We start from the raw sequence: 22,895 nt of genomic DNA on the forward strand, positions 1-22,895 counted from the left end.
ACAACATGATTACATGCGAAGGCCTTGTCAAAATTTATAAAACCGAAGATCTCGAAGTTGTTGCTCTTCAAGGACTGAATCTGAACGTCCGCGAGGGCGAGATGATGGCGATCATCGGCAACAGCGGCAGCGGGAAATCCACCCTGCTTAACATTCTGGGAGGGCTTGACCGGCCCTCTGCCGGTTCCGTCACAGTCGGTCCCTGGGATTTGCTCAAGATTACCGATGAGCAGCTCGTTTCTTACAAAAGGGACACCGTGGGCTTTATCTGGCAGAACAACGCGCGCAATCTGCTGCCTTATTTAACGGCGCTGGAGAATGTGGAGATGCCGATGATGCTGTCATCCAAGCTGGACCGTCCTTATGCCAAGCAGCTGCTGGAATGGGTGGGTCTGAAGGAGCGGATGCACAATAAGCTCCATCAGCTTTCAGGCGGGGAGCAGCAGCGCGTAGCCATAGCGATCTCATTGTCCAATCATCCTAAGATGCTGCTGGCCGACGAGCCGACCGGCTCGGTCGATTCACGGACCTCGGACATGATTATGGATATCTTTCGAAAATTAAATCGTGAAATCGGGATTACGATCGTGATTGTAACCCATGATCTGTCGCTGGCAGGCAAGGTGGACCGTGTCGTGGCGATTCGCGACGGGCTGACCAGTACGGAATTTATTAAACGCAATCCCAACATAGATGCAGATGGCAACATCAGCCTGTCGCAGCAGGGCATAGGCGAGGTTCATGAGGAGTATGTGGTGGTCGACCGGGTTGGCCGGCTCCAAATACCCAAAAATTATTTAACGGCTTTAAAGATTACCGATAAAGCGTCGATGGAATTCGATGGCGAGCGCATTATTATTTCGCCGCCAAAATCATTGGAGGGATAACCGTAATGGAACTCAAGGTCAAACCTAAAGGAAAATCAGTCATCCGCAGAGCCTCTGCACTTGTATTGTCGCTTGCTCTTGTATCGACCGTGCTTGCAGCCTGCTCGAAAGGAGACAGCGGCAGCGATGCCGAGCGGCATGTTCTGCGAATTGGTTTCATGTACTCCAATTCGGATAATGAGCCTTATCTGCGCCAGCAATTTACGGACTCATATGAGCTGACACATCCCAATGTGGATATCGAAATCGCGGCGGCAATCAATTATGATGATCAGCGCTTTCAGCAGCCGGATGCGAACAACAAACAACCAGATCCGTACGAGAAGCTGAAGGAAATGCTCGTTGGCAGCAATCCGGTCGATGTTGTCGTTCTGGAATCCGCTTATCTGAAGCGTCTGGTACAGGATAATATGCTGAAACAGCTGGACCCGCTTATTCAGGAAAGCAAGTTCGATATCGAGGATTTCGTGCCTGCTGTCATCAATGGAATCAAAGATGCTGGTGATAACAACATCTACGCCTTGACACCGACATTCAGCGCGTCTGCTCTTTACTTCAACAAGAAAATATTTACCGATGCCGGCGTTACACCGCCTACTGACAATATGCAGTGGCCGGATATAATGGCACTGGCGGAGAGAGTTGCCAAAGGAGAAGGCAAGACACGCACCTTCGGCTTCTCGTTCAACCGTTGGAGCGGCGATGGCTTCTCTGATGCGCAGAACTATGCGGCACCGCTGCAGCTCATGATGTTTGACAAAAAAGGCGAGAAGATGACCGTTGATACGCCGCAGTGGAATAAAGTGTGGACCGACGTCGTCAATTTGTATAAGAAGAAAATTGTCCCTTCCCAGTCGGATATGAATTTTGATAATGGGATGGCGACCAGCAGTTCCAAACCAGTCTTTAACCCATTCCAGGGCGATTTGTTCCTGAGTGGACGCGTAGCGATGACAATCGGCGGCTATGATTATGTGAATGAACTTGCAAAAGCCAAAGACTACTCGGCTACAAACAAAGATATCAAAGCGATCGATTGGGATGTCGTAACCGTTCCTACCTTTGCCGAAGCGCCAGGCGTTGGTGGAAGTATTTATCTGAGCAATCTGATGGCCATCAATGCGAAAGCGCAAAACAGCGAGGATGCCTGGGAATTCATTCAATTCAATAACAGCAAGGAATGGGCAAAGCTGAAATCCCGCAGCACGTATGAGATGGTGGCCCGCAAATCGTTCCTCAAGCCCAAGGATGGCATGAGCTATAATATCGGCGCTTTCTACGCGCTCAAGCCAGTACCGCCGCAGGACATTGAGCTGGATAAATTATACCGGGATAAACAGGGCCTTTATCAAGTGAACCAATTGGGCCAGCCTCTCTTCCAGGAGGTTGTCGACGGCAAGAAGTCGGTGGATGCCGCGCTCAAGGAATGGCAGACTAAAGGCGATTCATTTCTGCAAAAGCTTAAAACAGATCCAAATGCCATGCTTGACCCTGCTGCTGGCGGCGGGGGCGGCGGAAAAGTCATATATAACTCCGGAGGCTAACACTCCGTCACTGCCGCACAATCGTGCGGCAGTATTTTTTTGAAGTGTAAGAACGGTTATTTTTTTCTAAGGGAGGAAGCTTAGCTTAGCCTCAACCGGACGGCGACTGCCGTTTCTTTTTGTCTGCTGAGGAAGACTTATTTTTTCCTTAAATGGACAACCTATTGGAAAAATGGTAATGGAGGTTGTCTTCATGCGATGGGTGTATTGGATCCGTTTGTATGAAACGAAGTTTCAGGCAGGATGTCTGGTAAGCCGAATGGAGAGTGACTGGTGGGTTTATGGCTATGAAAGTCCCCGGGAAATCGAGGTATTCCAGTCGCGGAAAGGGCGTTTCGGAGTCCGGTATGTCCCCTGAGAAAAAAATCTTGACTTAATATTGGAATGTGTTGTATATTATATCTTGTCGCCATTCAAATGACGTTGTTGTGAAAATGGTACTTTCGCGGGGTGGAGCAGCCCGGTAGCTCGTCGGGCTCATAACCCGAAGGCCGCAGGTTCAAATCCTGCCCCCGCAACCAACCTTTCGATTATTATCTTAAGGGCCCTTAGCTCAGTTGGTTAGAGCGGTCGGCTCATAACCGATTGGTCGGGGGTTCGAGTCCCTCAGGGCCCACCATCTCATACACGTCACTCATGCCGGGGTGGCGGAACTGGCAGACGCACAGGACTTAAAATCCTGCGGTGGGTGACCACCGTACGGGTTCGATTCCCGTCCTCGGCACCAAGCTTTGTACTTATAGGATCCATACATACCGATAACGTTCGAAGGACGAGCAGTCGGAAAAGAAATCAGCATCTCATAGCCGTAATATCCTCGTCAGCAGATGAGTATAGCGGAGGGGTGCTTTTTTTAATTTTCATTGGAGGAGGAAATGAAGTTGGCTGTCATATTCAAAAATGATTGGGCTTCAATTCTGGATCAGGAGCTGGAGCAGCCCTACTACAAGGAACTCCGTTCTCATCTTGCGGAACAATATCGGAGACAAACCATTTATCCGGGCATGCATGATATTTTTAATGCGCTGCATTACACATCGTATGAGAAAACAAGTGTGGTCATTTTGGGACAGGACCCCTACCATGGTCCAAATCAGGCCCACGGTCTAAGCTTTTCCGTACAGCCGGGCGTCAAGACTCCGCCTTCATTGCAAAATATTTTCAAAGAGCTGAAGGATGATTTGGGCTGTCCCATTCCTGACCATGGGCATCTCGTTTCTTGGGCCAAACAAGGCGTGCTGCTGCTTAATAATGTGCTGACCGTGCAGGCGGGTGCTGCCGCATCGCATCAGGGCCTGGGGTGGGAACGGTTTACCGATGCCATTGTCCAGGCCTTGAACAAGCGGGAGACGCCTGTTGTGTTTATTTTATGGGGCAAGCATGCCCAGGAGAAGGCCTCGGCGATTGATTCGGACAGGCACTGCATGATTTCATCGGCACACCCCAGTCCGTTTGCCGCGCACCGGGGTTTTTTTGGCAGCCGGCCCTTCTCGCGCACGAACCATTTCCTTCACAGCATTGGCCGTCCGGAGATCGATTGGTGCGTGCCGTCGCTCGCCCAGCTGGAATCCGCCGCTGATCAGGAGTGAAATATGCCGTCTGCAGAATCGAAGAAACGGGTATCGAAGCTGCTTAATCCCGCATCAGGCTATCTGACGGGTTATTCGTATACGCTGAACCCGTACGTTGGCTGCTCCTTCGGCTGTTCCTATTGTTATGTCAGGCGTATGCCGGTTGCCATGTTTCGCGATGAGCCATGGGGCGAGTGGGTGGATCCCAAGCCATTTGAAGGCGAGGATTTCGGCAAGGAATGGAGCAGAGCCCTGAAGAAAGGGCCAGTAACGGTCTTCATGTCCTCGGCAACGGACCCTTATCAGCCGGCAGAATATGCATCAATGCGGACGAGGCTCGTGCTGGAGGTCATGGCGGAGAAGCCGCCTGAATTTGTACTTGTGCAGACAAGGAGTCCGCTTGTTGTGCGGGATATGGACTTGCTCAAGCGTCTGGGTAGTCATGTCCGCGTCAGTATGACGGTTGAGACGGACCGGGAGGATATCCGCAAGCAGCTGACTCCCAAAGCGCCTCCACTCGCCGCCAGATGGAGCGCAATCCGTGAATTGAGGAATAATGGCATACCGGTTCAAGCCGCCGTGTCACCGCTTCTGCCGTGCTCAGAGCATTTTGCCGCAAAGATCGCTGAAGCCGTAGAACGGGTTGTCGTCGATGATTTCTTCCGCGGCGACGGCAGCAAGGGCAAACGTTCCGCACAGCTTGGGATGCGGGAGCATTATCGCCAGCTTGGAGTGGAGCATCTTTATGAGGAGGAAACAGCGGACCATTTTGTTGGAGAACTGGGCAAGCTGATGAAGCCGGGGGCGGTTTATTTTGGCCATGAAGGATTTATGCCATAGAGAGGCAAGCGTAGCTGGCGAAAGACCTATCAAAAAAGAAGCTCCCAGATAACTTTATGACAAGTCTTGGGAAGCTTCTTTTTCTCTGCCTGACGATTATTGCGGGCTCACACTATCGCCTGGGTCCAGTTGAGACGAGTCACCGTGCATGATACCGGTTGAGGAACCAACACTGCCGTCTGATCCTCCTGCGGAACCTGGTGCATCGGCAAGCGTGGGAGTGTAAGCTGACGAGACATAGGTCACCGATTTTACTTCTGTGATTACCTGAGGATAGATCTGATCGCTTTCTGGATAGGTTGCCTCGACTTGAATAACAGCCTTGTCGCCGTCAAAGGAGATGGAGCTGATTTTGAGTCCGTAGCCGGGGTTTGGAGCCATGGCTGAGACCGTGACTTCATTCACTTTGTCATTCACGGCGACCGTGCTGATTTTCACATCGCTAAGCGGTGAAGGTGTGGGCTCCTCAACGGGCGGTACCGTGTTGTTTGCCTGTTCTTCTACGAATTGGATGGAGTTATACAGCCAGCCGGCCGCTTCGCCGCGGGTAATCGCTTTTTGCGGATAGAAATTTTGTTTGCTGTCGAGCTGGACAATTTTGGCGATCAGCAGTCTTTGAATATTGCTCATATAGTCTTTATTGATATCCGCCTCGTCATTAATCATCGCGTAAATATCAATAAACGCATAATCGCCTGTTTTCATAATTCCCTGGAACAAATGGTAAGCGAACTGCTCGCGTGTCATGACAGCATTGGGATCGACATCCTTAGGAAGATTAATACCGTTAAATTGTGCAATGATGAATGCATCCTCATACCATGAGCCGTCTTTTGCTTTGGAATAATAATCACTGGCTTTAGGTGCTTTGACGAAGCGGATCGTGTCGATGTTCAGATCCAGACCTTTGACAATAAGCGAAACGCCTTCCGCATAGGTCAAATTATTTCCCGGTTTGAATAAACCGTCTTTACCTCCGGAGAGAATGCCTTTGCTTTGCAAATCGGCAATCTTGGACTCATTCGGATCATTTTTCGTGTCGGAGAATGCCCATGCGGATTGGGTTGCGGCAAACAGCAGCAGGACGACAACGGACAGCATAACCAGACTTCTTTTCATGGTTTATCACCTCAGGGTTTATTTGGTATTTATCTTGTCTGTATCCCAATAGACGGACCGAAACGGCCGAATGTTGCGCCTGAAATATTCACCAGTTGTTTTATTCATATATTTATCGATGAACCGGGCTGTTTTGTGCTATGATTAGAGAGTTGAGTATAAGAGCTTTTCTCTTCAGGAACCCATATGATCAACCAGGATGGCCAGCGACGATAATAATGGTTCAAAGAAAAGGGGTAAAGTGAACGTGAGAGTAAATTTAAATTTCACTGCAAAAGGTCAGGCCGCAATTGAAAATTTCGATAACGAAGAACTGATTGAGATATTTGCCCGCTACAGCAATACATTAACCAAGAAATATACGGTTGATGTTGCGGTCCCTGCTGAAGACAACAATAATATTGCCGCAAGCGGTTCGTTGATTGTGCTGCTGAGCAATGTGAATTGTGATGTGGAGACCTTCTTCAAGGAGCTGGGCAGAGATATCAAAATTCCTCTGAAAAAACGCCTGAAGCTGAATGAGAAGCTTGATAATGTATTTAAAACGGTAAAAATTGATTAAATCGGCAATCCGGATAGTTTATAGTTTGCGCATCCTTCTATTGCCTTACCCTTTATTCCGGAGGGGTAACGCGGTGAAGGGTTCATTTTCTATGTAAATAAGACCACTCGAATCCCGGGTGGCCCTTTTGTATCGGGAAGGGTATTCAAATCAAAGCTCCGGAACTTGCTAGTGCAGGAAAATGTTGAAATTAAGTGTTGACTTCGTTTTTCGATTTTGATATATTAATATTTGTCACTGAACGACATTATCTTATGATCTGATAGCTCAGCTGGGAGAGCACCATCTTGACAGGGTGGGGGTCACAGGTTCGAACCCTGTTCAGATCACCATAACTTAAATGCTGAAACCCTTGATAATCAAGGGTTTTTTTAATTTTTATGATTTCTTTCGGTAGGTTTTATTTCTTCAAAAACGCTCGTGATACGAATTCGTTTTTGATACGATTTATCCATAGAAAGATTTCCCAAAGGTATCAGCAACATCTTCTTGGATGTCCGGACGAATATGTGCGTATTTATCGATCATTCGAGTATCAGACCAATCCATTCGCTCAGTGATTGCTTGAGGCGTTTCTCGGTTTTTGATGAGGAAAGTTCCATGGGTATGTCTTAAATCGTGAAACCGGATTTTCCTCAAATTATTTTCGACTCCTCGTTCACCGTTCTTTCTCTTCTCTTCCAACTTTTTATTAATACTTTCCACAAGCCTTTCGAATGTTCTGTTCAAATTCCGTGGCGAAACGGGGCCTCAAAACCTGGTACATACTACAAGCCCCTTATCGTCAAAAACATCTGCGAACTCCATCTGTTTTTCCTTGGATTTTATTTTGTAACTGGAGAGAGCTTTCATGGTTTCTTCATCCAACCGAATCGGGCACTGACCGGAGATTGTTTTGGCTCCTGCATCAAAGTCTTTTCCGTCATGATTTAATATCTGTGTGATGCTAACGACTCTTGTCTTGGCATCAACATCTTTCCAACGTAGCCCAAGTATTTCTCCTTGTCTCATGCCAGTAGTAAGAGCCAATAAGAAAACTATGTAGCGCGGATCGGCAGAAGCTGCTGCGAGGAACTGTTTAGTTTCTTCAAGAGACCACACTTGCATTTCCTTCTTACGTGCAGTCGGGCGCTTAACAGATTCTACTGGATTCTCTGATACGAGCTTCTCGATCTTCGCTTGTTTAAAAGAATGTTTTATCAGGGTGTGGCATTTCTGAATATTTTCATCAGATAAATTCCCTGTCTCAAAAAGGTCATTATACACATCAAGAATATCTCTTGTTGTTATTGCTCCTACTTCTTTATCTCCAAGCCCTACTTCCTTACCTTTGCTGTTTTTCCGCATAGGTAAGATGTGATTGTTCACCAAGCTGCAGTAATTTTCCCAAGTCCGCCGCTTGACGCTACGCCTTTTATCCTCCATACAATCAGTCATAAAATCATGATATAACCGTTTTGAGGCTTGAATAAAGGTCCCTTTATCAACTTCAGCCATTAAAATCCTATCTTTTTCGGTTAATTCATAATCACTGTCGTTTGGATCTGTTTTTGCTATTTCTCTTGTGATTTCAATGTCTATTTCAAGTTCCCATATCTCTTTTTGTACTATATAACGCTCATCATTATGTTCTTCATTAAGCCTTTCGATTGCTTGCAGCAGCTTGTAGTATAACGATTATTTAAGGCGGAATACAGAGGTGCGAAGACTCACATGGCTCAGTGTATCCAAGGGGAGAGCGGAGAAGGTCATAAGATCGTCCCCGCAGTTGGAGAGGTTCCTGTTCTTTATTTGTTAGCGATGTTTAATCATGCTGTCGAGATGGGGAAATACCTCAATGAATTTATCGGTATTTTCTGGAGAAAGAGCTCAAGTAAAGGGGTAGATCCGATCCTCCCGTTACTTGATATGAATAAGGAGGGAGGCATTGAAATCGCGGGTCTTGCTTATTTTCAAGGAGATAAAATGCTTGGAAGCACCAAGCCGCTTGAAATCGGGTTTTATATGGCGAAGCAGGCAAGAAACAAGGGGGGGGATACTGCCTTTATTCCAATAAACCCGGGACGTAAGGAAATGATTATGATCAGAATTGTCCAGCGGAAAACAACAACGCAGGTGTCAGTGAAGAATGGGAAGCCTCAGGTGCAGTTGTATGTGATGCTGGAAGAAAACATAGATGAAGTTACGAACTCCAATATCAGCACGCAAACAAACCTGCAGGAGCTTGCCAAAACATCCGAAGATATGGGAGTTAAGGGCTTTAAAGAATTAATCAAAAATTTGCAGTTTGCAGGAGCGGACATATTCGGCTTTGGCGAACAGTTTCGAGCGAAAATGCCCGGTTACTGGAATCGTAATATTCGTACGGAAGAGAAATGGGATGAAGTATTCAAAACATTGACAGTTGATATCCACTGTCAAGTGCAAATTCGGCGGGTTGGGATGAAGGCAAAGTGAATTTTGTAACATATTTGAGTTGGGTCGGAGGACCATAGAGGCATCCATTATACTAATCTTTGTACACTCTTTAATAAGAATAGGAGTATTACTTGAGTAAATACAATATACTCCTCGATTTGAACAAGTTTTAATTGCCAAACGATTTCCATGAGTTTTAGCACCCTAACAAGGTGCTTTTTTTATGCAACCAAACGAAGGAGGAATGATGAAGGCAGCTCAGATTTATGAAGGGCCAACTGTTCAAGGATTAATTTGCGACAGGATTGCCCGCAAGCCTGCAGCCGATTGTGGATGCATCGGCAGATATTAAATTGCTTCTTGTCCCGCTGGAAAAGGCAGCCGCAGTATTGGCGGCGATTAAGAAAGCAGGCACACCGGAATATGCTGCCTTCACGAGATTGAAAGGCGCCGCTCCTACGCCGGGAGCTGACCAGCCGGATCCCGAATTTACCGACCACAGGCCCGATCGATGTCACGCTGCAAGATGGGGCGATCGCCGCGGATGCCGGAAGGTCGTATACCGCAACCAAAGATTCGGTTATTACCCTTGTGGTGACCGGCACGAGCACAAGCCGGACCATCAAATTTGAGATTGCGCCTCCTGGTTCTGCTGCATTCATTACTCACGCCGCGCTTAGCGCATCTGACTTGGGCAAGAAGGATACAGGGACAACCGGAGGGACCGATACCGTTTCCGGAAGGGTGGAGAGTGAACGTGCCCGTAGGCGGGACGTTCCGGGCTTCCATTACTGCTGCCACAGGTGGAAATGTCACGGTGAAAGGAAAGGTGACCCAACAATGACCATAGATTTGGGAGAAGTGGCAATCGGTATTGCGGCCGATCATCTTGCAGCTGCTCGCGTCAGGGAAATGTACCGGGATCCGGCAGGGAGCTTATTTACAGACGCGGTGGCAGAATCACAGCGCAATAGTAGCCCGCTAAGCGTTCACTGTATACTGGATTCTCTTTTCACTACGCGATCCTCTATTGAGTTGCTTCGCCCCCTCTTGCAGTCGACGCTTGGAGACGGCGGCCTTGGTTATGTGGGCTTGAACAATACCATGATCCTTCAAGAGGGGATGCAATGGGGCATTTTCCCGAATCAGACCGGAGTAAGCCAGCAGACAAATGCCGGATTTGACCCTGTCGCTACGCCGAACAGCATTTACAATCCGAATCTGTATTATCTTACCCATACGGGCGCAACGGCCAATTGGCTGGATATCACGGACAAACTACACGCTGTTACGTCGGTTACGGTCTATTATCTGAAGCAGCCGGGGGGCGGCAGCTTTGTCCTGCGGGATATCGCAAATACAACGACGACCGTAACCACGGACACGGCCAACGCAACGAAAGAAATGGGTTGGGTGACGTTGGCAGGCTGGCCCGATCAGAAGAATAACAGCTTCCGGCACAGCATGACGGGTACGGTGCATATCATAGGCTTTGAGCTTAAACGTCCGACAGGGCTGGGCATAAGAGTTCAACGGACCGCGCAGCCAAGCACCAAATTGAGACAAGTAGCGCAGCTGGACGGCGCTACATATACGGCATTCCTGAGACAGACTGGATGCAACCTCTTAATATGGAACTCCGGAATGAATGATGCGCCGGGTGGTACCGCTGAGCAATATGAAACGGACGCCAAGACGGTTTTGGGATGGGTGCGAGCTGCTAACCCGAATACGGCTATTCTTTTGCTGATGCCAAATGAAACGTCCGACAGTGCCAAAAATGCTGCCCTGGAGGCATACCGCCGTAAGCTCCGGGATATTATTGCGCCGGAATTTAGGGCAATGGTCTTTGACGAACGGTTAGTTCTTGGCAGCTACGCGCAGGCAGTCGCTGATGGTCTCATGGCCGATACGATCCATCCGAACGACGAGGGCAGCGCGAGAAGAGCATCTGCAATCTTTAATTTCTTGGGCGGCATTGCACTGAGGGATATTAGAAAAGTGCTGGTAGCATGACCAAGGTTGGCTAATCAGGAAACCATAGTATTCTAAACACGATTCGACATGTAAATAAGGATAAAGACTCTTAAAGCACTTGGTAATCTGTGCCATGATCTAGGTAGGCGGTAAAACCAATTAGGGAGGTCCATTTATGAAAATGAAAAAGCTATTATGGAAACCCTAGGCATGCTTAATTCAAAAACGGGGAGCTAATAAAATTGAAAATTAAAAAATGGTTCTGCTTAACACTAGTTTGTGTGTGTATATTATTATCCTCCCAGTCTGTTTTTGCTGACAGCGAAAATCATCTGTCAACATACTCAGACGATGAATGGAGTGACAATTCGAAAACAGCTACACGAGTAAATTTAAATGGATTTTATTCAGACTATTTAGATTCATCCGATGATGCTGATTATTATTTATGGACAAATAATACAGGTACGGACGTTATTGTTAATATGCATTTGGTTTCGCCTTATTACAAGAACTATGATGTAGCGGTAATTTATTACTACGGTGATATATTTGGAACCGATCAGGGCTCATTGGGTAAAACTGATTCTGTTAGTTATTATGTAATACCTGGAGATATGCTTTTATGGAAGGTCGTACCACATACTTCAGGTGATTTCAGTACGACCAAGAATTATTGGACCTATATTAACGTTAAGCCGGCTAATTACTAAACAATAATACGCAGCTCATTAGTTGAGTTGCGTTTTTACCTTCCGCGGGAACGTGGCCCTACCCAATCAAAAAATAACGTATCATCGACAAGGTGAGGAAATCAAAGTATTTCAAAAAAAGGAGGGATCATTGATGCGAATTAAGAAATCACTTCTTGCGATGGCAACAGTTGTATCTGTGCTCGTTGGTTCTCAGTCTGTGTCTGCTTTAGCCCCTATCCCTATCCCTAAGTCTTTTCTTGAAACGGGTGATTCTTTTAACCTCGCAGATGGTGTAGGATCGATGAAAATAAACTTAAATGATTATTATATGGGTTATCTTAGTGGTGAACGTTATACTACGATTGAATTTTGGGGTGATTGGACTGATAGTTTCACTTGGAAGAACAACTCTAATCATGTTGTTACAATAAAACCCTATTTATTCTCTCCGTATGGATTCCAATATCGATTAGGTGTAAGAATAAACGGCAGATCAAAAGATATATATGGAGAAGGTCAATACAAAACTTCGGTTTCAATAAAAGTACAACCTGGGGAAAGTGTTTTCATCAATGTTTCAATGAATCAAAAAACCAGCTATCTTAAGAATTATGTACTTTGGATTAATGAGGTGCCAATCAATAAATAACGCAATAATGAACGGGAATGAGTGTTCGTGAGTATAGACCTGTTACTTTAATTCAATCAGCCGAATATGGCGTTTTACGGAATTTGAAAGTCTTTGTATAATGGTCTTATCTCTTCTTCCTCTTTAGTAACTAAGTACGTATGCTTTTAAAGCGAGCAGAGCTTTCAAGCACGAGCAGAGCGTTATGTGCGGCTTTTTTTTTTCGCTTACTAAACGATTCGATTAAAATATAAGGTCATTTGCGATAGAAATGACCCGGGTGAATGCCGTTAGGCAGAGGGCGAGGAGCCCTTTTTCTTTGTTCCGGTTTTAAACACGTCGATGTAACTTTAGTGCTATAAAGGGTGCGAGGGGTCGGATTGTACCCCTCGAAAGCTATTGCATATACGAAGGTCACTCTAATTCGAGTGGCTTTTTTTATTGCACAGAAACAAGGAGCGCGATCAAACAATGAAACAGACTCGTTATTACAATGGAGCAATAGACAAATGGAGTTAGAGGCGGAAGTTTACGAAAATTGATGGCTTCATGGTAGATTATGAAGTCGTGGCCGGCCGTGATCCGGGGCGCAAGGGCAGCATGAAGAGACTGTCGTTTGCGCTCTGGGCTGATCGTGAGGTTTGAGTTGTTGGGATTTGATGAAAAAATGTCGTTTATTGCGATAGAAAATGACCAGGACAAAGTAATGATCCAATATAATGCTTAAGTACCATTAACATAATTGGAAATCTATGGCATACTTAAATGAAAAGTGAGGAGTTGATAAATTGAAAATTAAAAAATGGTTCTGCTTAACACTAGTTTGTGTGTGTATATTATTATCCTCACAGTCTGTTTTTGCTGACAACGTTAAAAATCTGTCAACATATCCACAAGATTGGCTTGACCAATTGCAATTAGCTACACCAATAAAAGCCAATGAATTTTATTCCGGCTATTTGTGCGATAATGCCGATTATGTAGATTTTTATCAATGGACCAATAACACAGGTCACGAAGTTATTGTAGAAGCGAAAGTGACTTCGCCTTATTGGAGGAATTATGACATACAAATTATTAACCCTGACCCATACGGTTATATTGGGGGGAAAGATAACGGCGCATTTCATGCAACTGATAGTGTGAGTGCTCGGGTACCAAATGGTGGTATTATGTTATGGAGGGTCCAGCCACATGGTGGTTCCGACTTTGATTATACCACCGTAAATTATTGGATCTATATTACGTTATTGGATGATTAATACGATGTTCAAATTTATTAAACATTTTCAGTAACGGGTCCTTCCAAAGGAATAACCCGATGCGGGTGCGCGTGAGCCCGAAATCCATCTAGATTTATTTTTAAAAATTTACTTTCGCTTTCTGTTTGGGGAGACCCAATGGAAGGCTTTTTTATTTTTCACTTCAAATAAAGTGATAAGTTTTGGTTATCGTTGAAATGGTCCTTGATACGAAAGTGAGGTGGGGGAGGTTGGCGAAACCGCCGCAATGGATACGCCAATTGACCCGGGATGGGGTCTTGAAACTGGTTAGCAGAGGCAAATATAGCCTCGTTCAGGCGGTCCAAGCGTACATCGAGCACGCTTCAGGAGGCAAAAAAGAGGACGACAAGCCCCGTTTTATTGACCACAAGACGGAGCATGAGCGCATAAAATCCGAGAAAGCAGCTCTGGAACTGGCCGAATTGCGCGGCGAACTGCACCGTTCAGAGGATGTTGAGGCAGGGGGAGTTTTGCAAGTCCGGAAATGTACAGGTGATTACACTCCGAAGCTTAATTAATAACCGAATCTGCCACAACTGTAGGCGATAATAACCAGCAAGATAAAGAGCACGAGGATAAATGCGAAATTTCTGCCAGTACCGATACCACCAACTACGCCATCACAACTCATTAAAAGCACCTCCTTGAGTTTGGAGTACTCTGTAAATTATGCATGCCTAACTCAACATGACTGGATGATTGTTACGGAATGGTGTTAGCCCGTTGATGTGACGAAACCCAATATAGGAGGGACCACCTTGAAAGGACTCATCATCAAACCCAAATGGGCTGACCACTGTTCGGCGAGAAGAACTGGGAGATTCGCAGCAGCCAGACGCATATCCGCGGGCGGATCTACATTATCAAGAGCGGCAGCGGAAAGGTGTTCGGATCGGTGGATCTGGTTGATTGCATCCCCCTTCACGGAGCTGATGACTATCTGTTGGTCGCGGAAAGCCGGGATAAGCATCATGTTCCACTCGGCGGCGTTCTATATGAGAAGCCTTGGGCGTGGATGCTGCGAAACCCAATAATCTACATTGAGCCAATCTCTGCTTAATCCGAAAATGCAATTGCATTGAAACTTTCTATTCCTGTTCGGGTGGCTTCTATCGTACTGAATAGGAACAAGGTATAGATAAGTTCATTTGTAATCGGAAGCATTGATTGTGACGACTTGAATTGGGGATACAGTGTTTCCAGTGCCATAAATAGCATTAGCGACTGGCGTGCCAGTTAATTCTGTCCCACGTATAACAATAATTACAATTATCGTATCTGAAGCTAATGGTTCCGGAAGTCTAAGTTCAGCAATTCCTGTGAATTGCACACGGATGATTCCACTTGCACCGATGTTGTTCAAACCGACTACTCCTATAAGCGCCGGTGTATTCGCTGGGCAATATAGTCGTTGAATCGAGGTCAGAGAAACTTTTATTTTGAGATGTTCTAGCATCCAATAAGCGTGCCATAAACAAACTCCTCCTTGACGTTGTATACATCAATGTAGGAGTACAAGCAGGTAACGGTTTGTGTATGTGCTGATTTCAGAAACAAATTATGGAATTGGTTCATAACGGCTGAATATTCGCAGAAGATAAGCAACAAACGTGAAGATTATGAAAGACTGATCATACAGACGTGCCCGGCGATCTGGCGGCGAGCTGCTGCCCTTAAACCAAACATACGTTCCTGGAACGTCATGCGAACAAACCCAAATTCGAGAGGAGCAATTATAAATGAAAACAAGCGTAACTACCAAAATCAAAGATATCAAATTCGGTGCAAAAGAGGACACTTGATACGAAAATAGGATTTTAAAGGTACATAAATGCACAGAACAAAAGTTCGTGCGAACGCGTTTAACCCTTGATTTTACTAATTATTTCTGAGTCATACCGAATGCTGATTCATCTTGACAGGGTGGGGGTCACAGGTTCGAACCCTGCTCAGATCACCATAACTTAAACGCTGAAACCCTTGGTAATCAAGGGTTTTTTTAATTTTTCGGGTTTCTGCCTTTGAATAAAACATTTCCCCCAAAGCGTCCGCGGCTTTTTGCTGCATATGTCCCGTGATATGTGAGTAGCGATCAAGCATTTTTAACACTGGACCATCCCATTCTTTCCGCAATCCCCAGCGAAGCAGGTAAATGCCGGATCGTCTGTATTATGCGAAAGGGTAAAGGATATCGAGTATCATGATTAATCCGCCTGAAGATGTTCTTCGGGGTTATTTGGAATTAATAACTAGGTAGTGCGTTTTTGCATATACTATGCCATACAAAATTTAACACCAGCCTAGACAGGCGAAACATATGGGAGGTGATGATTAACGATGGGATTTACATCAACTGAAAAGCTACAAGTTAAAGTAGCCTTGGAGGGCCGCGCGAATGATTTGCTCAAATGGATAGAACACTATGAAAAAACTGGCGATGACCTGGGGATGAAATTATACGAGAAGTATCTTGCAGATACACTATCGTCAATCGAAAAAATTTGGTCGGCCTAAGAATCGGAAATGAAAATAGGGCAGGAGGGGATCGCCCCTTACCTGCTCTATTTGCTGTTCACTTCTAAAAGTAATATTAGGAATATTATCCATTTATTGTTTATTTCTCTTTAATCAGAAAAAGCTATCCGCAATGGAGTGGCCCCTTTTATACGTATTAAGATACACAGGCGGTGTGTTAAACCCGCCCTATAGAGCATCGGATAAACCGCGCGCGTAACGCTACGCTCGAGTGTATTAGAGCATACGTACTTAAATCATGATCTGTGGTGTTGTGGTAATCGACGAGCGCCGAACGGAGGCCGTCCAGCAGCAGATACAGCTTTAAGAGAAATAGAAAAAGACCCGCAGAGCGGGTCAATCAGGGTGCTTTGTAAATGTAGTTGTTGGGATGCACTCCGAAGCTAATAACCGAATCTACCACAATTACAATCTGCCACAACCGCAAGCGATAATGACCAGCAAGATAAAGAGTACGAGGATAAATCCGATTCCTCTACCAGTGCCGACACCGCCAACTTCGCCTTCACAACCCATTCAAGAGCACCTCCTTGCGTTTGGAGTACTCTGTAAGTTATGCATGCTTGGCTCGGCATGCTTGGATTATTGTTACGGAATGGCATTGACCCAAGGACTGTCCGAGGGAGATAAACCACATGGAGGGATAAGCTTGAAAAGACTAGGAATGGAATTTATTTGATAACACAGAATTGGCCGAATATAGTCTGACCCCTTGGGTGGAGTGAATATTGCTTGAATATTGACGTTGACGAACATGAACAGTGACACGGAAGGCGGAGCAGAATGCTAGATAATGTTGCAATTCCAAGGATTATTGTAAAATGGTGACGTTAGGCATGTTTGCTCTTCAGGCTGCTTTCAAACATATCAATTATGACCAGGAAGTGTTCTGCTTCACGAAAAACATGATCGGCTAATAGTGGATGAATAATGCTCTTAATTCGACAGGCTTCGATTAAATCTCGAGCCGTTTTCTTAAAGTCACGAAGTGCTTTTACGGACACCTTGTTCTGATCAAGAAATTGGTCCAGGAGCGGAACTGTTTGTGATTGGGGACGCATGTATTCCAAATTCTTTGCTTGAAAAAGCAATTGATCGAATTCTTGACTGAAGTTATTCGCCTGTTCAACTAGCTTCCGTTCAGAAGGATCAAGCAGGTGACTGATGAATTTGGCATGTTCAGCCATTATTCTTAGAAAGAATACATTCTCGTCAATTATAGCGTCAGGCAGTGGTTCTAATCTTCCTAAATTTAATTCCGCTAAGCGATTTTTAAAATAATTTGCTTCTCTGCTTACATGATCAACCAACAAGGGAAAATTGTTAGCACCGGGAAGCTGGCAAGTCAGTATTAAACCAAGCACTTTTCTCTTGAAGGCCCATATATAGGTTACTGCAGCATGGACTTCTTCATTAAATCTTTTTATCACACTGGGATCCGTTCCCGCTGTAAATGCATTGGATCTATTCTCGATCGCTTCAAACACGGTATAGAAATGATTGGCTTCATTAATCAACTGAGTATCTTCACATCGGAATCCCAATCTCAAAAATAAGGAGTGCTCTTTCATTATACGAGACCAAAAGCGTACTTCATCTAATGAACGTGCTACAAACTGATCTGACAAAGCAATACCTCCTCTGGAGTTTTATCTTTACTGTATGAGAGGAGGCGGAATCTTTATGTCAATGGATAGAAATGTTCAAATCCAAGCTGACGACTATGATATTCGGTTCGATTGAACAGGAAATACCCTAAAGGCTGGCGGCGCCTTTAGGGTTGAGCAGGGAGGTTTTATGCATTCCGGAATAGCCTATCGGCTACAGTGGTCATATTCGTTTAGTATCTTCCGAAGCCTCCACAGCTACAAGCGATGATCACCAATAAAATGAAAAGTACTAGGATCACTCCAGTGTTTGTGAAAGCACCACCAACAAGACCTGACATTCAAAGCACCTCCTTTTGTAGGGTACTGTAAATTATGCAAGCCAATTATAGTGTGACTGGGTATATGTAACCGAGCAATTTAATCAATTTGAATAGCCCATGAGTTCGGATATTCTTCGCCGATCTGGCGGCCAGCAGCAGCCTTCATACTGAACATACTACGTGCCTGGAACATCATGCGAACCAATAGGAGAATTCTTCGTATGAACATCCAAGCATAACAAGTAAATCTACCCGTAAGAACAAGAAAAAGCGGAGCATCTCGCAAAGCAAGATGCTCCTGAATGAGTGAAGCATTAGCAATAATGTTTCTTGTGTTTTTTGTGTTTCTTGCAAATAATGATGGCTTTTTGTCCGGGCTTGAGCACAACTTTAATTACTTTAGGGTGCCAGGTCTTTTTACACATGGGCTACACCTCCTCTTCAGAAGAGATAATCCATTATATGTGAAATAAGAATCATTGCTTGGACAAACTGGCATATTTACGAAGACCAACTCACAGCCTGGCTGCTGCAACAAGATGGCCGGAGAGTCATGAGCTTAAACACAAGAGGAGGCAAATGAATGGCGTTGACGAGCGAGAGGACTGGTGCAAGTGCGTATAGTTGTGGACATACAACTTAAGACAACTACAGAGCTTTGCTGCCCGGAGAAAAAAGCAAGGCAGTAAAAAATCCTCCCGCCCGGGAGGATTTAGTGCAGGATCCTATCACTTCACAACCAATGTCGTCATCTTATAAATGGTTTTAGATATTGTTTTCGTCCCCTGGGTAATGCTTACCTCCATCTGGCCAGTCAGAGGTTTTATTTGATAAGTACCATTGGCTGTGTCATAAGTCACTTCAGCTACTTCTTCAGTACCGTCACCTAACCAGATAGTAAATCGTTTGGTTTTAATATAACCCTGCACAAGAACCTCACCTTTCTTGGCAATCGTCCACTGCGGGTACTTTTTGGTTAGTACGGCTTTCCCCCAAATATCACGGGACAACCTTACCTGTTGATCCTGGTCAGGACTGGCATGTAGCCAACGGATGGCATCGCCTTTTTTACTCAGGTTGAACGAGTAATTGCTGTGTTTATTGAGATCCATCTGTTCCTTGACCATTTTGGATTGAACAGGCTGAACATTATTGTCTTCTGCATCGTGGAACATATATAAGAATCCGCCTTGCAGATTTTCACCAACGCCGTATTGATGCGCCCGAGAATAGTATTTGGCCTTGTTGCTCTGCGGCGTATCGCCTAAATACTGCTTTATACTCGCTTGCCGCGTTTTTGAGGTTGCCCACCAGCTGTTATTCTTGTCATATCCGTAGTCGGCCAAGCCAAAATGAGATACCAGCACATTAAAGGTATCGGGAAATTTGGCAGCAAGGCCAAAAGCATTACCGCCCCCACCTGAGTAGCCGGACACATTGATATTGGCAGGATCTACATAAGAGGAGAAGTTTTTCTTAACAAATTCTACAGCATCTATAATGTCGTACAGCTCTCGTCCATTCACATCCATAGTTCCTTTCGCCTGATCCCGACCACGCATCCCTACGGCAACAGCAAAGAATCCGTAGTTCGCCATGTCCTTCATAATCCAGTCTGTCATGGAAGTTGAATCTTGTGTATAGCCATGCATGAGGACGACGATGGGGAGATTTTTCTTCGAAGCATCATAAGCGTAATGAGCATAGAGATTGTCGATTTTATCAATTGTGCTAGGGTAACGGAATGAATGAAGTACTACATGATCCGACACAGATTTGGCTTCTATTATATTGTTTTCAGCGAATACAATTTTGTTTCCCTCTGAAAGGGAAGACAGGGTAACAGCTCCGCTGAATGTGATGGCCGCTGACAGCAGGATAAGCACTTTTAGTTTATTCCTAGACATCTATAATCATCCTCCGCCTTGTTCTTAATAACGAACAACTCTGATGTCCCATGTTAGCATGTAATCATGGTTTTTACAATTAAAGAAGTAGTGTTTTTTGATTTCCATATTGTGGATAATGACAGATCATTGTATAATGTTCGTATTAAAGAACAAATCATTCATTATGAAGAGCCCATTCCTCTTGGAAGAGGTGAAATCTCATTGGTAAAGAAAATGATTACCTTCATGAAAGTTAGAACCCGAAAGTACTTTTTGGAGGAAGTTTGGCTGGAGGACTACATCAAATTAGGCATGAGAATTGGAAAGAACTGCAGCATACAACCTGGGGTTACCTTTGACTATTCGCATTGTTGGCTGATCCGTATTGGCAATAATGTTACAATTGCTCCCCAAGCATACATATTAGCACATGATGCAAGTACAAAGCCGCTGATTGGTTATACAAAAGTCGGCAGTGTCAGAATTGAAGACGATGTGTTTATCGGCGCGCGAGCAGTCATCATGCCAGGGATCACAGTCGGTCGGGGTTCTATTGTAGCGGCAGGCAGCGTTGTGACGAAATCTGTTCCTGAGAGAAGCGTGGCGGCGGGCAACCCGGCCAAGGTCATTTTGACTGTAGCAGAATTTGAAGAAAAGATGCGGCAGCTGCATAAGCAGGCCCGGGTCTATGAGGAAGACTTTACGCTAAGAGGACATATAACGGAAGACAAGAAGGACAAGATGTATCATGAACTGATTAATATGACAGGATTTGTTGACTAATTTTTGAAAAATAATCACTCCTGCCGTCTCCCGCACGACTATTCAACCCGATGAGCGCATATCGTTACTTCATAGGCGTTTGGCTTGGAGAAAGGGGCGGGTTATATGATCAAGGAAGCTGCCGAACTGGTTGTCTGGCTGATCGGTTTATTTGGGATATGCGGTATTGTAATCGTGCTCACGGCAAAAATGGTGATTCATGATACTTTCGACTATGACGAGCCTTTTGTGTGGAGGAGGAAGCTACCCAAGGACGCACGGCCTAAACGATAGATATAACGCCGCTGAGCGGTCTGTTGTTTGATTTTTTGGCTATTGGACATACTAGTCCCATAGAAAACAACAGATGCCAAGGGGCTGGTTTTGGTTTGAAAAAATTAATCTGCGCAGCTGCTGCAGCATGCTTATGTCTGTGCACAGGTTGTGTGAAAAGCAATGTGGAGCCGGCCATGACCTACGAGGACGGGCATCTCCAAAGCATATCCACTGATGTATACCCTCTGAGCCGCTCTATATTCGGAGATGTTTACGGCTTGAAACGTGATCCTGAAAACAAGAAGCCAGGCTTGACGGAGGAGAAGCATGTGGGCAAAGGCGGCGGTCGCTTAAGAGATGAATAATATGCTCTTAAGACGGACAAGCTAGACTTGCAGACAATGACATGCATGCATAAGGAGGCAAAACGATGAATGAGAATGAACAAGGATTCGGCCAATCAGGCCGGGAGTCACTGGTAGCGGTACAAAAGAACGGTGATGGAGATCTTCAGGCATTCAAGACTTCCTCAGGTCGTGTACTCGATTACGCACAAGCCTTGCAAGAAGCGCAAACAGGGCAGCTTGCAGGTGTCAATGTCTTTAAAGGAAGAGATGGCGGTCTGTATATTCGTGGAGATGCCGATGGCGATCCGACCAATAATCTCGATAATCTGCCAACGTTCTGAACAAAGCCTCTATAAATAAACGAAAAAGCCCGCTATTGGCGGGCTTTTTTTGCTGCGTTTAGAAGGAATAAAGGTGATGCTGCTCCACAAAAGTCATGGTGCCGGTCTGACCTTCATAGTTGACCCTGTTATCGTCGTAATGCATCAGCATGATGCGCTTTTGAATGTATTCGGGCAGCGACTTGAGCTCGTCAAGCGTTGTATGGACCGCACCCGGAGAGGTGAACTGGCAGTCATGAAAAATGGTCGTGCAGCCTTGCTGGACAAGGATATCAAGCAGCTCCGCATCAAACCTCATATCCGCCGAATAAAAAAATGTCTCATTAATAAGAAAGGAATAGCTGAGCTTGCCTGGAATATGGCTGGTACGGATCGCCTTCACGTTAAAGCCGGGGAGAAGCTGGATACTTCTATTTTCTTTTAGAAGATGCACCTCAAAGTAATCGTCCAGTAACTTGAACTCATCCTGTTTCAAACCGCCCTGGAGAGAGGTTTCCCAAAGTGTGTCTATAAGCGTCTCCATAATATACAAAGCAGGCTTGCGCTTGAAAATATATTTCATTTGCAGCGCAAACTCTTCCATCCCTCCGATATGATCCGCATGAATATGGCTGATCATCAGAGCATCGATATCATTAAAGGTTTTGCCCAGCTGATGTAAGGAGAGCGGGGCTGTAATTCCGCAGTCCAGCATGACGGTGCGGTCTTCACAGTAAATCAGCGCATTCGTGTTGTAATATTTTTTGGCAAATGCGCTGCCCGTTCCAAGCATTTGTACATTCAACCGCCGCTTCCCCCTACTATTCAATACTTACAAACTTATCATCTCTGATTGCAAATGGAAAGAGTGCCATTGTTTATATTTCCGCCAAACAGGGATAAGAGCCGATACGCGCCTGTCTCGATCTTCATATGATAACGATGAAGGAATCGCTACTGTGAAGGCAGGTGCAGCAGTCATGTCAAAAAGCAAAGTTGCCAAAAAGAAAACGCCATCGGCTTCCGACAAAAAACAAACTGCAATGAAGCTTGTTCTTTCTGATACATGCGCAGTATGCAAAACACCATGTGCACGCGGTTTGCGCTACTGGGCGGCCATGAAAACCCCTGGTGCGGTCGGTAAAGGCGTACCCTGCATTTTAACCAGAGCATATGTTTAAGGAATGATTTCCCTGGGTTTATTTCCCGGGGAATCTTTTATTAATGTAAAACTATAAGCTTACCGAAATCTTACCTGAAAAAATTTTGGAATTGGCGCAACTTTGGACGAATTGGTGAGTATAACCATACA

The 22,895-nt window shown here is 45.3% G+C and carries 28 protein-coding genes and 4 tRNA genes; 23 read left to right on the forward strand and 9 right to left on the reverse strand.

What is annotated here, in order from left to right; genetic code table 11:
- The first annotated feature begins 5 nt into the window (after positions 1–5).
- The 8 genes from AC0YOA_RS09650 to AC0YOA_RS09685 all read left to right on the forward strand — a co-directional run bounded on the left by AC0YOA_RS09650 (position 6) and on the right by AC0YOA_RS09685 (position 4,842).
- A complete protein-coding gene (locus AC0YOA_RS09650; protein WP_210046539.1) occupies positions 6–887 on the forward strand; it encodes an ABC transporter ATP-binding protein in 882 nt (293 codons plus the stop codon).
- Positions 888–892: 5 nt separating this feature from the next.
- Positions 893–2,431, forward strand: coding sequence for an ABC transporter substrate-binding protein (locus AC0YOA_RS09655; RefSeq protein WP_475768105.1), 1,539 nt, complete (start codon positions 893–895; stop codon positions 2,429–2,431).
- 193 nt (positions 2,432–2,624) lie between these two features.
- On the forward strand, positions 2,625–2,789 hold the full coding sequence (locus AC0YOA_RS09660; protein WP_210046537.1) for a hypothetical protein: 165 nt from the start codon (positions 2,625–2,627) through the stop codon (positions 2,787–2,789).
- 86 nt (positions 2,790–2,875) lie between these two features.
- Positions 2,876–2,952, forward strand: a tRNA-Met gene (locus tag AC0YOA_RS09665).
- A 21-nt stretch (positions 2,953–2,973) separates the two neighbouring features.
- Positions 2,974–3,050 (forward strand) — tRNA-Ile (locus AC0YOA_RS09670).
- Positions 3,051–3,069: 19 nt separating this feature from the next.
- A tRNA-Leu gene (locus AC0YOA_RS09675) sits at positions 3,070–3,158 on the forward strand.
- Between the two features lie 154 nt (positions 3,159–3,312).
- On the forward strand, positions 3,313–4,020 hold the full coding sequence (locus AC0YOA_RS09680) for a uracil-DNA glycosylase (protein WP_475786406.1): 708 nt from the start codon (positions 3,313–3,315) through the stop codon (positions 4,018–4,020).
- 3 nt (positions 4,021–4,023) lie between these two features.
- The gene (locus AC0YOA_RS09685; RefSeq protein ID WP_475786407.1) at positions 4,024–4,842 is read left to right on the forward strand and encodes an SPL family radical SAM protein; all 819 of its coding nucleotides are present in this window, start codon (positions 4,024–4,026) and stop codon (positions 4,840–4,842) included.
- A 96-nt stretch (positions 4,843–4,938) separates the two neighbouring features.
- On the opposite strand, the gene AC0YOA_RS09690 is transcribed toward AC0YOA_RS09685, so the two are convergent.
- On the reverse strand, positions 4,939–5,961 hold the full coding sequence (locus AC0YOA_RS09690; protein WP_475786408.1) for an S-layer homology domain-containing protein: 1,023 nt from the start codon (positions 5,959–5,961) through the stop codon (positions 4,939–4,941).
- A gap of 247 nt (positions 5,962–6,208) precedes the next feature.
- Between AC0YOA_RS09690 and AC0YOA_RS09695 the strand changes: the two genes are divergently transcribed.
- Positions 6,209–6,523 carry a hypothetical protein gene (locus AC0YOA_RS09695; protein ID WP_210042303.1) on the forward strand — a complete coding sequence of 105 codons (315 nt, stop codon included), beginning with the start codon at positions 6,209–6,211 and terminating at the stop codon, positions 6,521–6,523.
- Positions 6,524–6,779: 256 nt separating this feature from the next.
- Positions 6,780–6,855: transfer RNA gene (locus AC0YOA_RS09700), tRNA-Val, on the forward strand.
- Between the two features lie 115 nt (positions 6,856–6,970).
- Here the strand turns inward: AC0YOA_RS09700 and AC0YOA_RS09705 are convergent.
- Positions 6,971–7,252 (reverse strand): tyrosine-type recombinase/integrase, encoded by a 282-nt coding sequence (locus AC0YOA_RS09705; protein WP_475786409.1) that lies wholly within the window; start codon positions 7,250–7,252, stop codon positions 6,971–6,973.
- 21 nt (positions 7,253–7,273) lie between these two features.
- Positions 7,274–8,020 (reverse strand): tyrosine-type recombinase/integrase, encoded by a 747-nt coding sequence (locus AC0YOA_RS09710; RefSeq protein ID WP_475786410.1) that lies wholly within the window; start codon positions 8,018–8,020, stop codon positions 7,274–7,276.
- A gap of 216 nt (positions 8,021–8,236) precedes the next feature.
- Here AC0YOA_RS09710 and AC0YOA_RS09715 point away from each other — a divergent pair, with 216 nt between their 5' ends.
- From AC0YOA_RS09715 to AC0YOA_RS09745, 7 genes are all read left to right on the forward strand, one after another.
- Positions 8,237–8,980 carry a Ger(x)C family spore germination C-terminal domain-containing protein gene (locus AC0YOA_RS09715; RefSeq protein WP_475786411.1) on the forward strand — a complete coding sequence of 248 codons (744 nt, stop codon included), beginning with the start codon at positions 8,237–8,239 and terminating at the stop codon, positions 8,978–8,980.
- 266 nt (positions 8,981–9,246) lie between these two features.
- On the forward strand, positions 9,247–9,573 hold the full coding sequence (locus AC0YOA_RS09720) for a hypothetical protein (protein WP_475786412.1): 327 nt from the start codon (positions 9,247–9,249) through the stop codon (positions 9,571–9,573).
- 208 nt (positions 9,574–9,781) lie between these two features.
- Positions 9,782–10,957: an SGNH/GDSL hydrolase family protein gene (locus tag AC0YOA_RS09725; RefSeq protein ID WP_475786413.1), complete on the forward strand. Its 1,176-nt coding sequence runs from the start codon at positions 9,782–9,784 to the stop codon at positions 10,955–10,957.
- A 203-nt stretch (positions 10,958–11,160) separates the two neighbouring features.
- On the forward strand, positions 11,161–11,631 hold the full coding sequence (locus AC0YOA_RS09730) for a hypothetical protein (RefSeq protein WP_475786414.1): 471 nt from the start codon (positions 11,161–11,163) through the stop codon (positions 11,629–11,631).
- Positions 11,632–11,764: 133 nt separating this feature from the next.
- On the forward strand, positions 11,765–12,262 hold the full coding sequence (locus AC0YOA_RS09735) for a hypothetical protein (RefSeq protein ID WP_475786415.1): 498 nt from the start codon (positions 11,765–11,767) through the stop codon (positions 12,260–12,262).
- Positions 12,263–13,029: 767 nt separating this feature from the next.
- Positions 13,030–13,503, forward strand: a complete 474-nt coding sequence (locus AC0YOA_RS09740) for a hypothetical protein (RefSeq protein ID WP_475786416.1) — start codon at positions 13,030–13,032, stop codon at positions 13,501–13,503.
- A gap of 230 nt (positions 13,504–13,733) precedes the next feature.
- Positions 13,734–14,042: a hypothetical protein gene (locus AC0YOA_RS09745; RefSeq protein WP_475786417.1), complete on the forward strand. Its 309-nt coding sequence runs from the start codon at positions 13,734–13,736 to the stop codon at positions 14,040–14,042.
- On the opposite strand, the gene AC0YOA_RS09750 is transcribed toward AC0YOA_RS09745, so the two are convergent.
- Complete coding sequence (locus tag AC0YOA_RS09750) at positions 14,039–14,155, reverse strand: YjcZ family sporulation protein (RefSeq protein ID WP_475786418.1); 117 nt, start codon at positions 14,153–14,155, stop codon at positions 14,039–14,041. The genes AC0YOA_RS09745 and AC0YOA_RS09750 overlap by 4 nt on opposite strands.
- 513 nt (positions 14,156–14,668) lie before the next feature.
- On the reverse strand, positions 14,669–14,887 hold the full coding sequence (locus AC0YOA_RS09755; protein WP_475786419.1) for a hypothetical protein: 219 nt from the start codon (positions 14,885–14,887) through the stop codon (positions 14,669–14,671).
- Between the two features lie 974 nt (positions 14,888–15,861).
- On the opposite strand from AC0YOA_RS09755, the gene AC0YOA_RS09760 reads away from it, so the two are divergent.
- Positions 15,862–16,038 carry a hypothetical protein gene (locus tag AC0YOA_RS09760; protein ID WP_210042122.1) on the forward strand — a complete coding sequence of 59 codons (177 nt, stop codon included), beginning with the start codon at positions 15,862–15,864 and terminating at the stop codon, positions 16,036–16,038.
- Between the two features lie 851 nt (positions 16,039–16,889).
- Here the strand turns inward: AC0YOA_RS09760 and AC0YOA_RS09765 are convergent.
- The 3 genes from AC0YOA_RS09765 to AC0YOA_RS09775 all read right to left on the reverse strand — a co-directional run bounded on the left by AC0YOA_RS09765 (position 16,890) and on the right by AC0YOA_RS09775 (position 19,896).
- Positions 16,890–17,687: a DUF2935 domain-containing protein gene (locus tag AC0YOA_RS09765; RefSeq protein ID WP_475786420.1), complete on the reverse strand. Its 798-nt coding sequence runs from the start codon at positions 17,685–17,687 to the stop codon at positions 16,890–16,892.
- A gap of 212 nt (positions 17,688–17,899) precedes the next feature.
- A complete protein-coding gene (locus AC0YOA_RS09770; protein ID WP_379114547.1) occupies positions 17,900–18,007 on the reverse strand; it encodes a YjcZ family sporulation protein in 108 nt (35 codons plus the stop codon).
- A 710-nt stretch (positions 18,008–18,717) separates the two neighbouring features.
- Positions 18,718–19,896 carry an alpha/beta hydrolase family protein gene (locus AC0YOA_RS09775; RefSeq protein WP_475786421.1) on the reverse strand — a complete coding sequence of 393 codons (1,179 nt, stop codon included), beginning with the start codon at positions 19,894–19,896 and terminating at the stop codon, positions 18,718–18,720.
- 66 nt (positions 19,897–19,962) lie between these two features.
- Between AC0YOA_RS09775 and AC0YOA_RS09780 the strand changes: the two genes are divergently transcribed.
- From AC0YOA_RS09780 to AC0YOA_RS09795, 4 genes are all read left to right on the forward strand, one after another.
- Positions 19,963–20,661 (forward strand): acyltransferase, encoded by a 699-nt coding sequence (locus AC0YOA_RS09780; protein WP_475786422.1) that lies wholly within the window; start codon positions 19,963–19,965, stop codon positions 20,659–20,661.
- Positions 20,662–20,766: 105 nt separating this feature from the next.
- Entirely contained in the window at positions 20,767–20,934 is a 168-nt protein-coding gene (locus tag AC0YOA_RS09785; RefSeq protein ID WP_210042106.1) for a hypothetical protein, read from the forward strand.
- A gap of 95 nt (positions 20,935–21,029) precedes the next feature.
- The gene (locus AC0YOA_RS09790; protein ID WP_210042103.1) at positions 21,030–21,281 is read left to right on the forward strand and encodes a hypothetical protein; all 252 of its coding nucleotides are present in this window, start codon (positions 21,030–21,032) and stop codon (positions 21,279–21,281) included.
- A gap of 65 nt (positions 21,282–21,346) precedes the next feature.
- Positions 21,347–21,604 (forward strand): DUF3892 domain-containing protein, encoded by a 258-nt coding sequence (locus tag AC0YOA_RS09795; RefSeq protein ID WP_475768097.1) that lies wholly within the window; start codon positions 21,347–21,349, stop codon positions 21,602–21,604.
- 58 nt (positions 21,605–21,662) lie between these two features.
- Here the strand turns inward: AC0YOA_RS09795 and AC0YOA_RS09800 are convergent, their stop codons facing one another.
- A complete protein-coding gene (locus tag AC0YOA_RS09800) occupies positions 21,663–22,388 on the reverse strand; it encodes an MBL fold metallo-hydrolase (protein WP_475786423.1) in 726 nt (241 codons plus the stop codon).
- Positions 22,389–22,563: 175 nt separating this feature from the next.
- Here AC0YOA_RS09800 and AC0YOA_RS09805 point away from each other — a divergent pair, with 175 nt between their 5' ends.
- Positions 22,564–22,764 (forward strand): hypothetical protein, encoded by a 201-nt coding sequence (locus AC0YOA_RS09805; RefSeq protein ID WP_210042092.1) that lies wholly within the window; start codon positions 22,564–22,566, stop codon positions 22,762–22,764.
- The last annotated feature ends 131 nt before the right edge of the window (positions 22,765–22,895 follow it).

Source organism: Paenibacillus sp. JT22N12 (genome assembly GCF_056269365.1).

Bases quoted from the DNA above. Each gene is read 5' to 3' on its own strand.
- AC0YOA_RS09775 (WP_475786421.1), bottom strand. From the start codon at position 19,896: ATGTCTAGGAATAAACTAAAAGTGCTTATCCTGCTGTCAGCGGCCATC.
- AC0YOA_RS09805 (WP_210042092.1), top strand. From the start codon at position 22,564: ATGTCAAAAAGCAAAGTTGCCAAAAAGAAAACGCCATCGGCTTCCGAC.
- AC0YOA_RS09760 (WP_210042122.1), top strand. From the start codon at position 15,862: ATGGGATTTACATCAACTGAAAAGCTACAAGTTAAAGTAGCCTTGGAG.
- AC0YOA_RS09690 (WP_475786408.1), bottom strand. From the start codon at position 5,961: ATGAAAAGAAGTCTGGTTATGCTGTCCGTTGTCGTCCTGCTGCTGTTT.
- AC0YOA_RS09770 (WP_379114547.1), bottom strand. From the start codon at position 18,007: ATGTCAGGTCTTGTTGGTGGTGCTTTCACAAACACTGGAGTGATCCTA.
- AC0YOA_RS09685 (WP_475786407.1), top strand. From the start codon at position 4,024: ATGCCGTCTGCAGAATCGAAGAAACGGGTATCGAAGCTGCTTAATCCC.
- AC0YOA_RS09750 (WP_475786418.1), bottom strand. From the start codon at position 14,155: ATGAGTTGTGATGGCGTAGTTGGTGGTATCGGTACTGGCAGAAATTTC.
- AC0YOA_RS09660 (WP_210046537.1), top strand. From the start codon at position 2,625: ATGCGATGGGTGTATTGGATCCGTTTGTATGAAACGAAGTTTCAGGCA.
- AC0YOA_RS09735 (WP_475786415.1), top strand. From the start codon at position 11,765: ATGCGAATTAAGAAATCACTTCTTGCGATGGCAACAGTTGTATCTGTG.
- AC0YOA_RS09785 (WP_210042106.1), top strand. From the start codon at position 20,767: ATGATCAAGGAAGCTGCCGAACTGGTTGTCTGGCTGATCGGTTTATTT.
- AC0YOA_RS09710 (WP_475786410.1), bottom strand. From the start codon at position 8,020: ATGGCTGAAGTTGATAAAGGGACCTTTATTCAAGCCTCAAAACGGTTA.
- AC0YOA_RS09715 (WP_475786411.1), top strand. From the start codon at position 8,237: ATGGCTCAGTGTATCCAAGGGGAGAGCGGAGAAGGTCATAAGATCGTC.
- AC0YOA_RS09795 (WP_475768097.1), top strand. From the start codon at position 21,347: ATGAATGAGAATGAACAAGGATTCGGCCAATCAGGCCGGGAGTCACTG.
- AC0YOA_RS09780 (WP_475786422.1), top strand. From the start codon at position 19,963: ATGGTTTTTACAATTAAAGAAGTAGTGTTTTTTGATTTCCATATTGTG.
- AC0YOA_RS09655 (WP_475768105.1), top strand. From the start codon at position 893: ATGGAACTCAAGGTCAAACCTAAAGGAAAATCAGTCATCCGCAGAGCC.
- AC0YOA_RS09650 (WP_210046539.1), top strand. From the start codon at position 6: ATGATTACATGCGAAGGCCTTGTCAAAATTTATAAAACCGAAGATCTC.
- AC0YOA_RS09725 (WP_475786413.1), top strand. From the start codon at position 9,782: ATGACCATAGATTTGGGAGAAGTGGCAATCGGTATTGCGGCCGATCAT.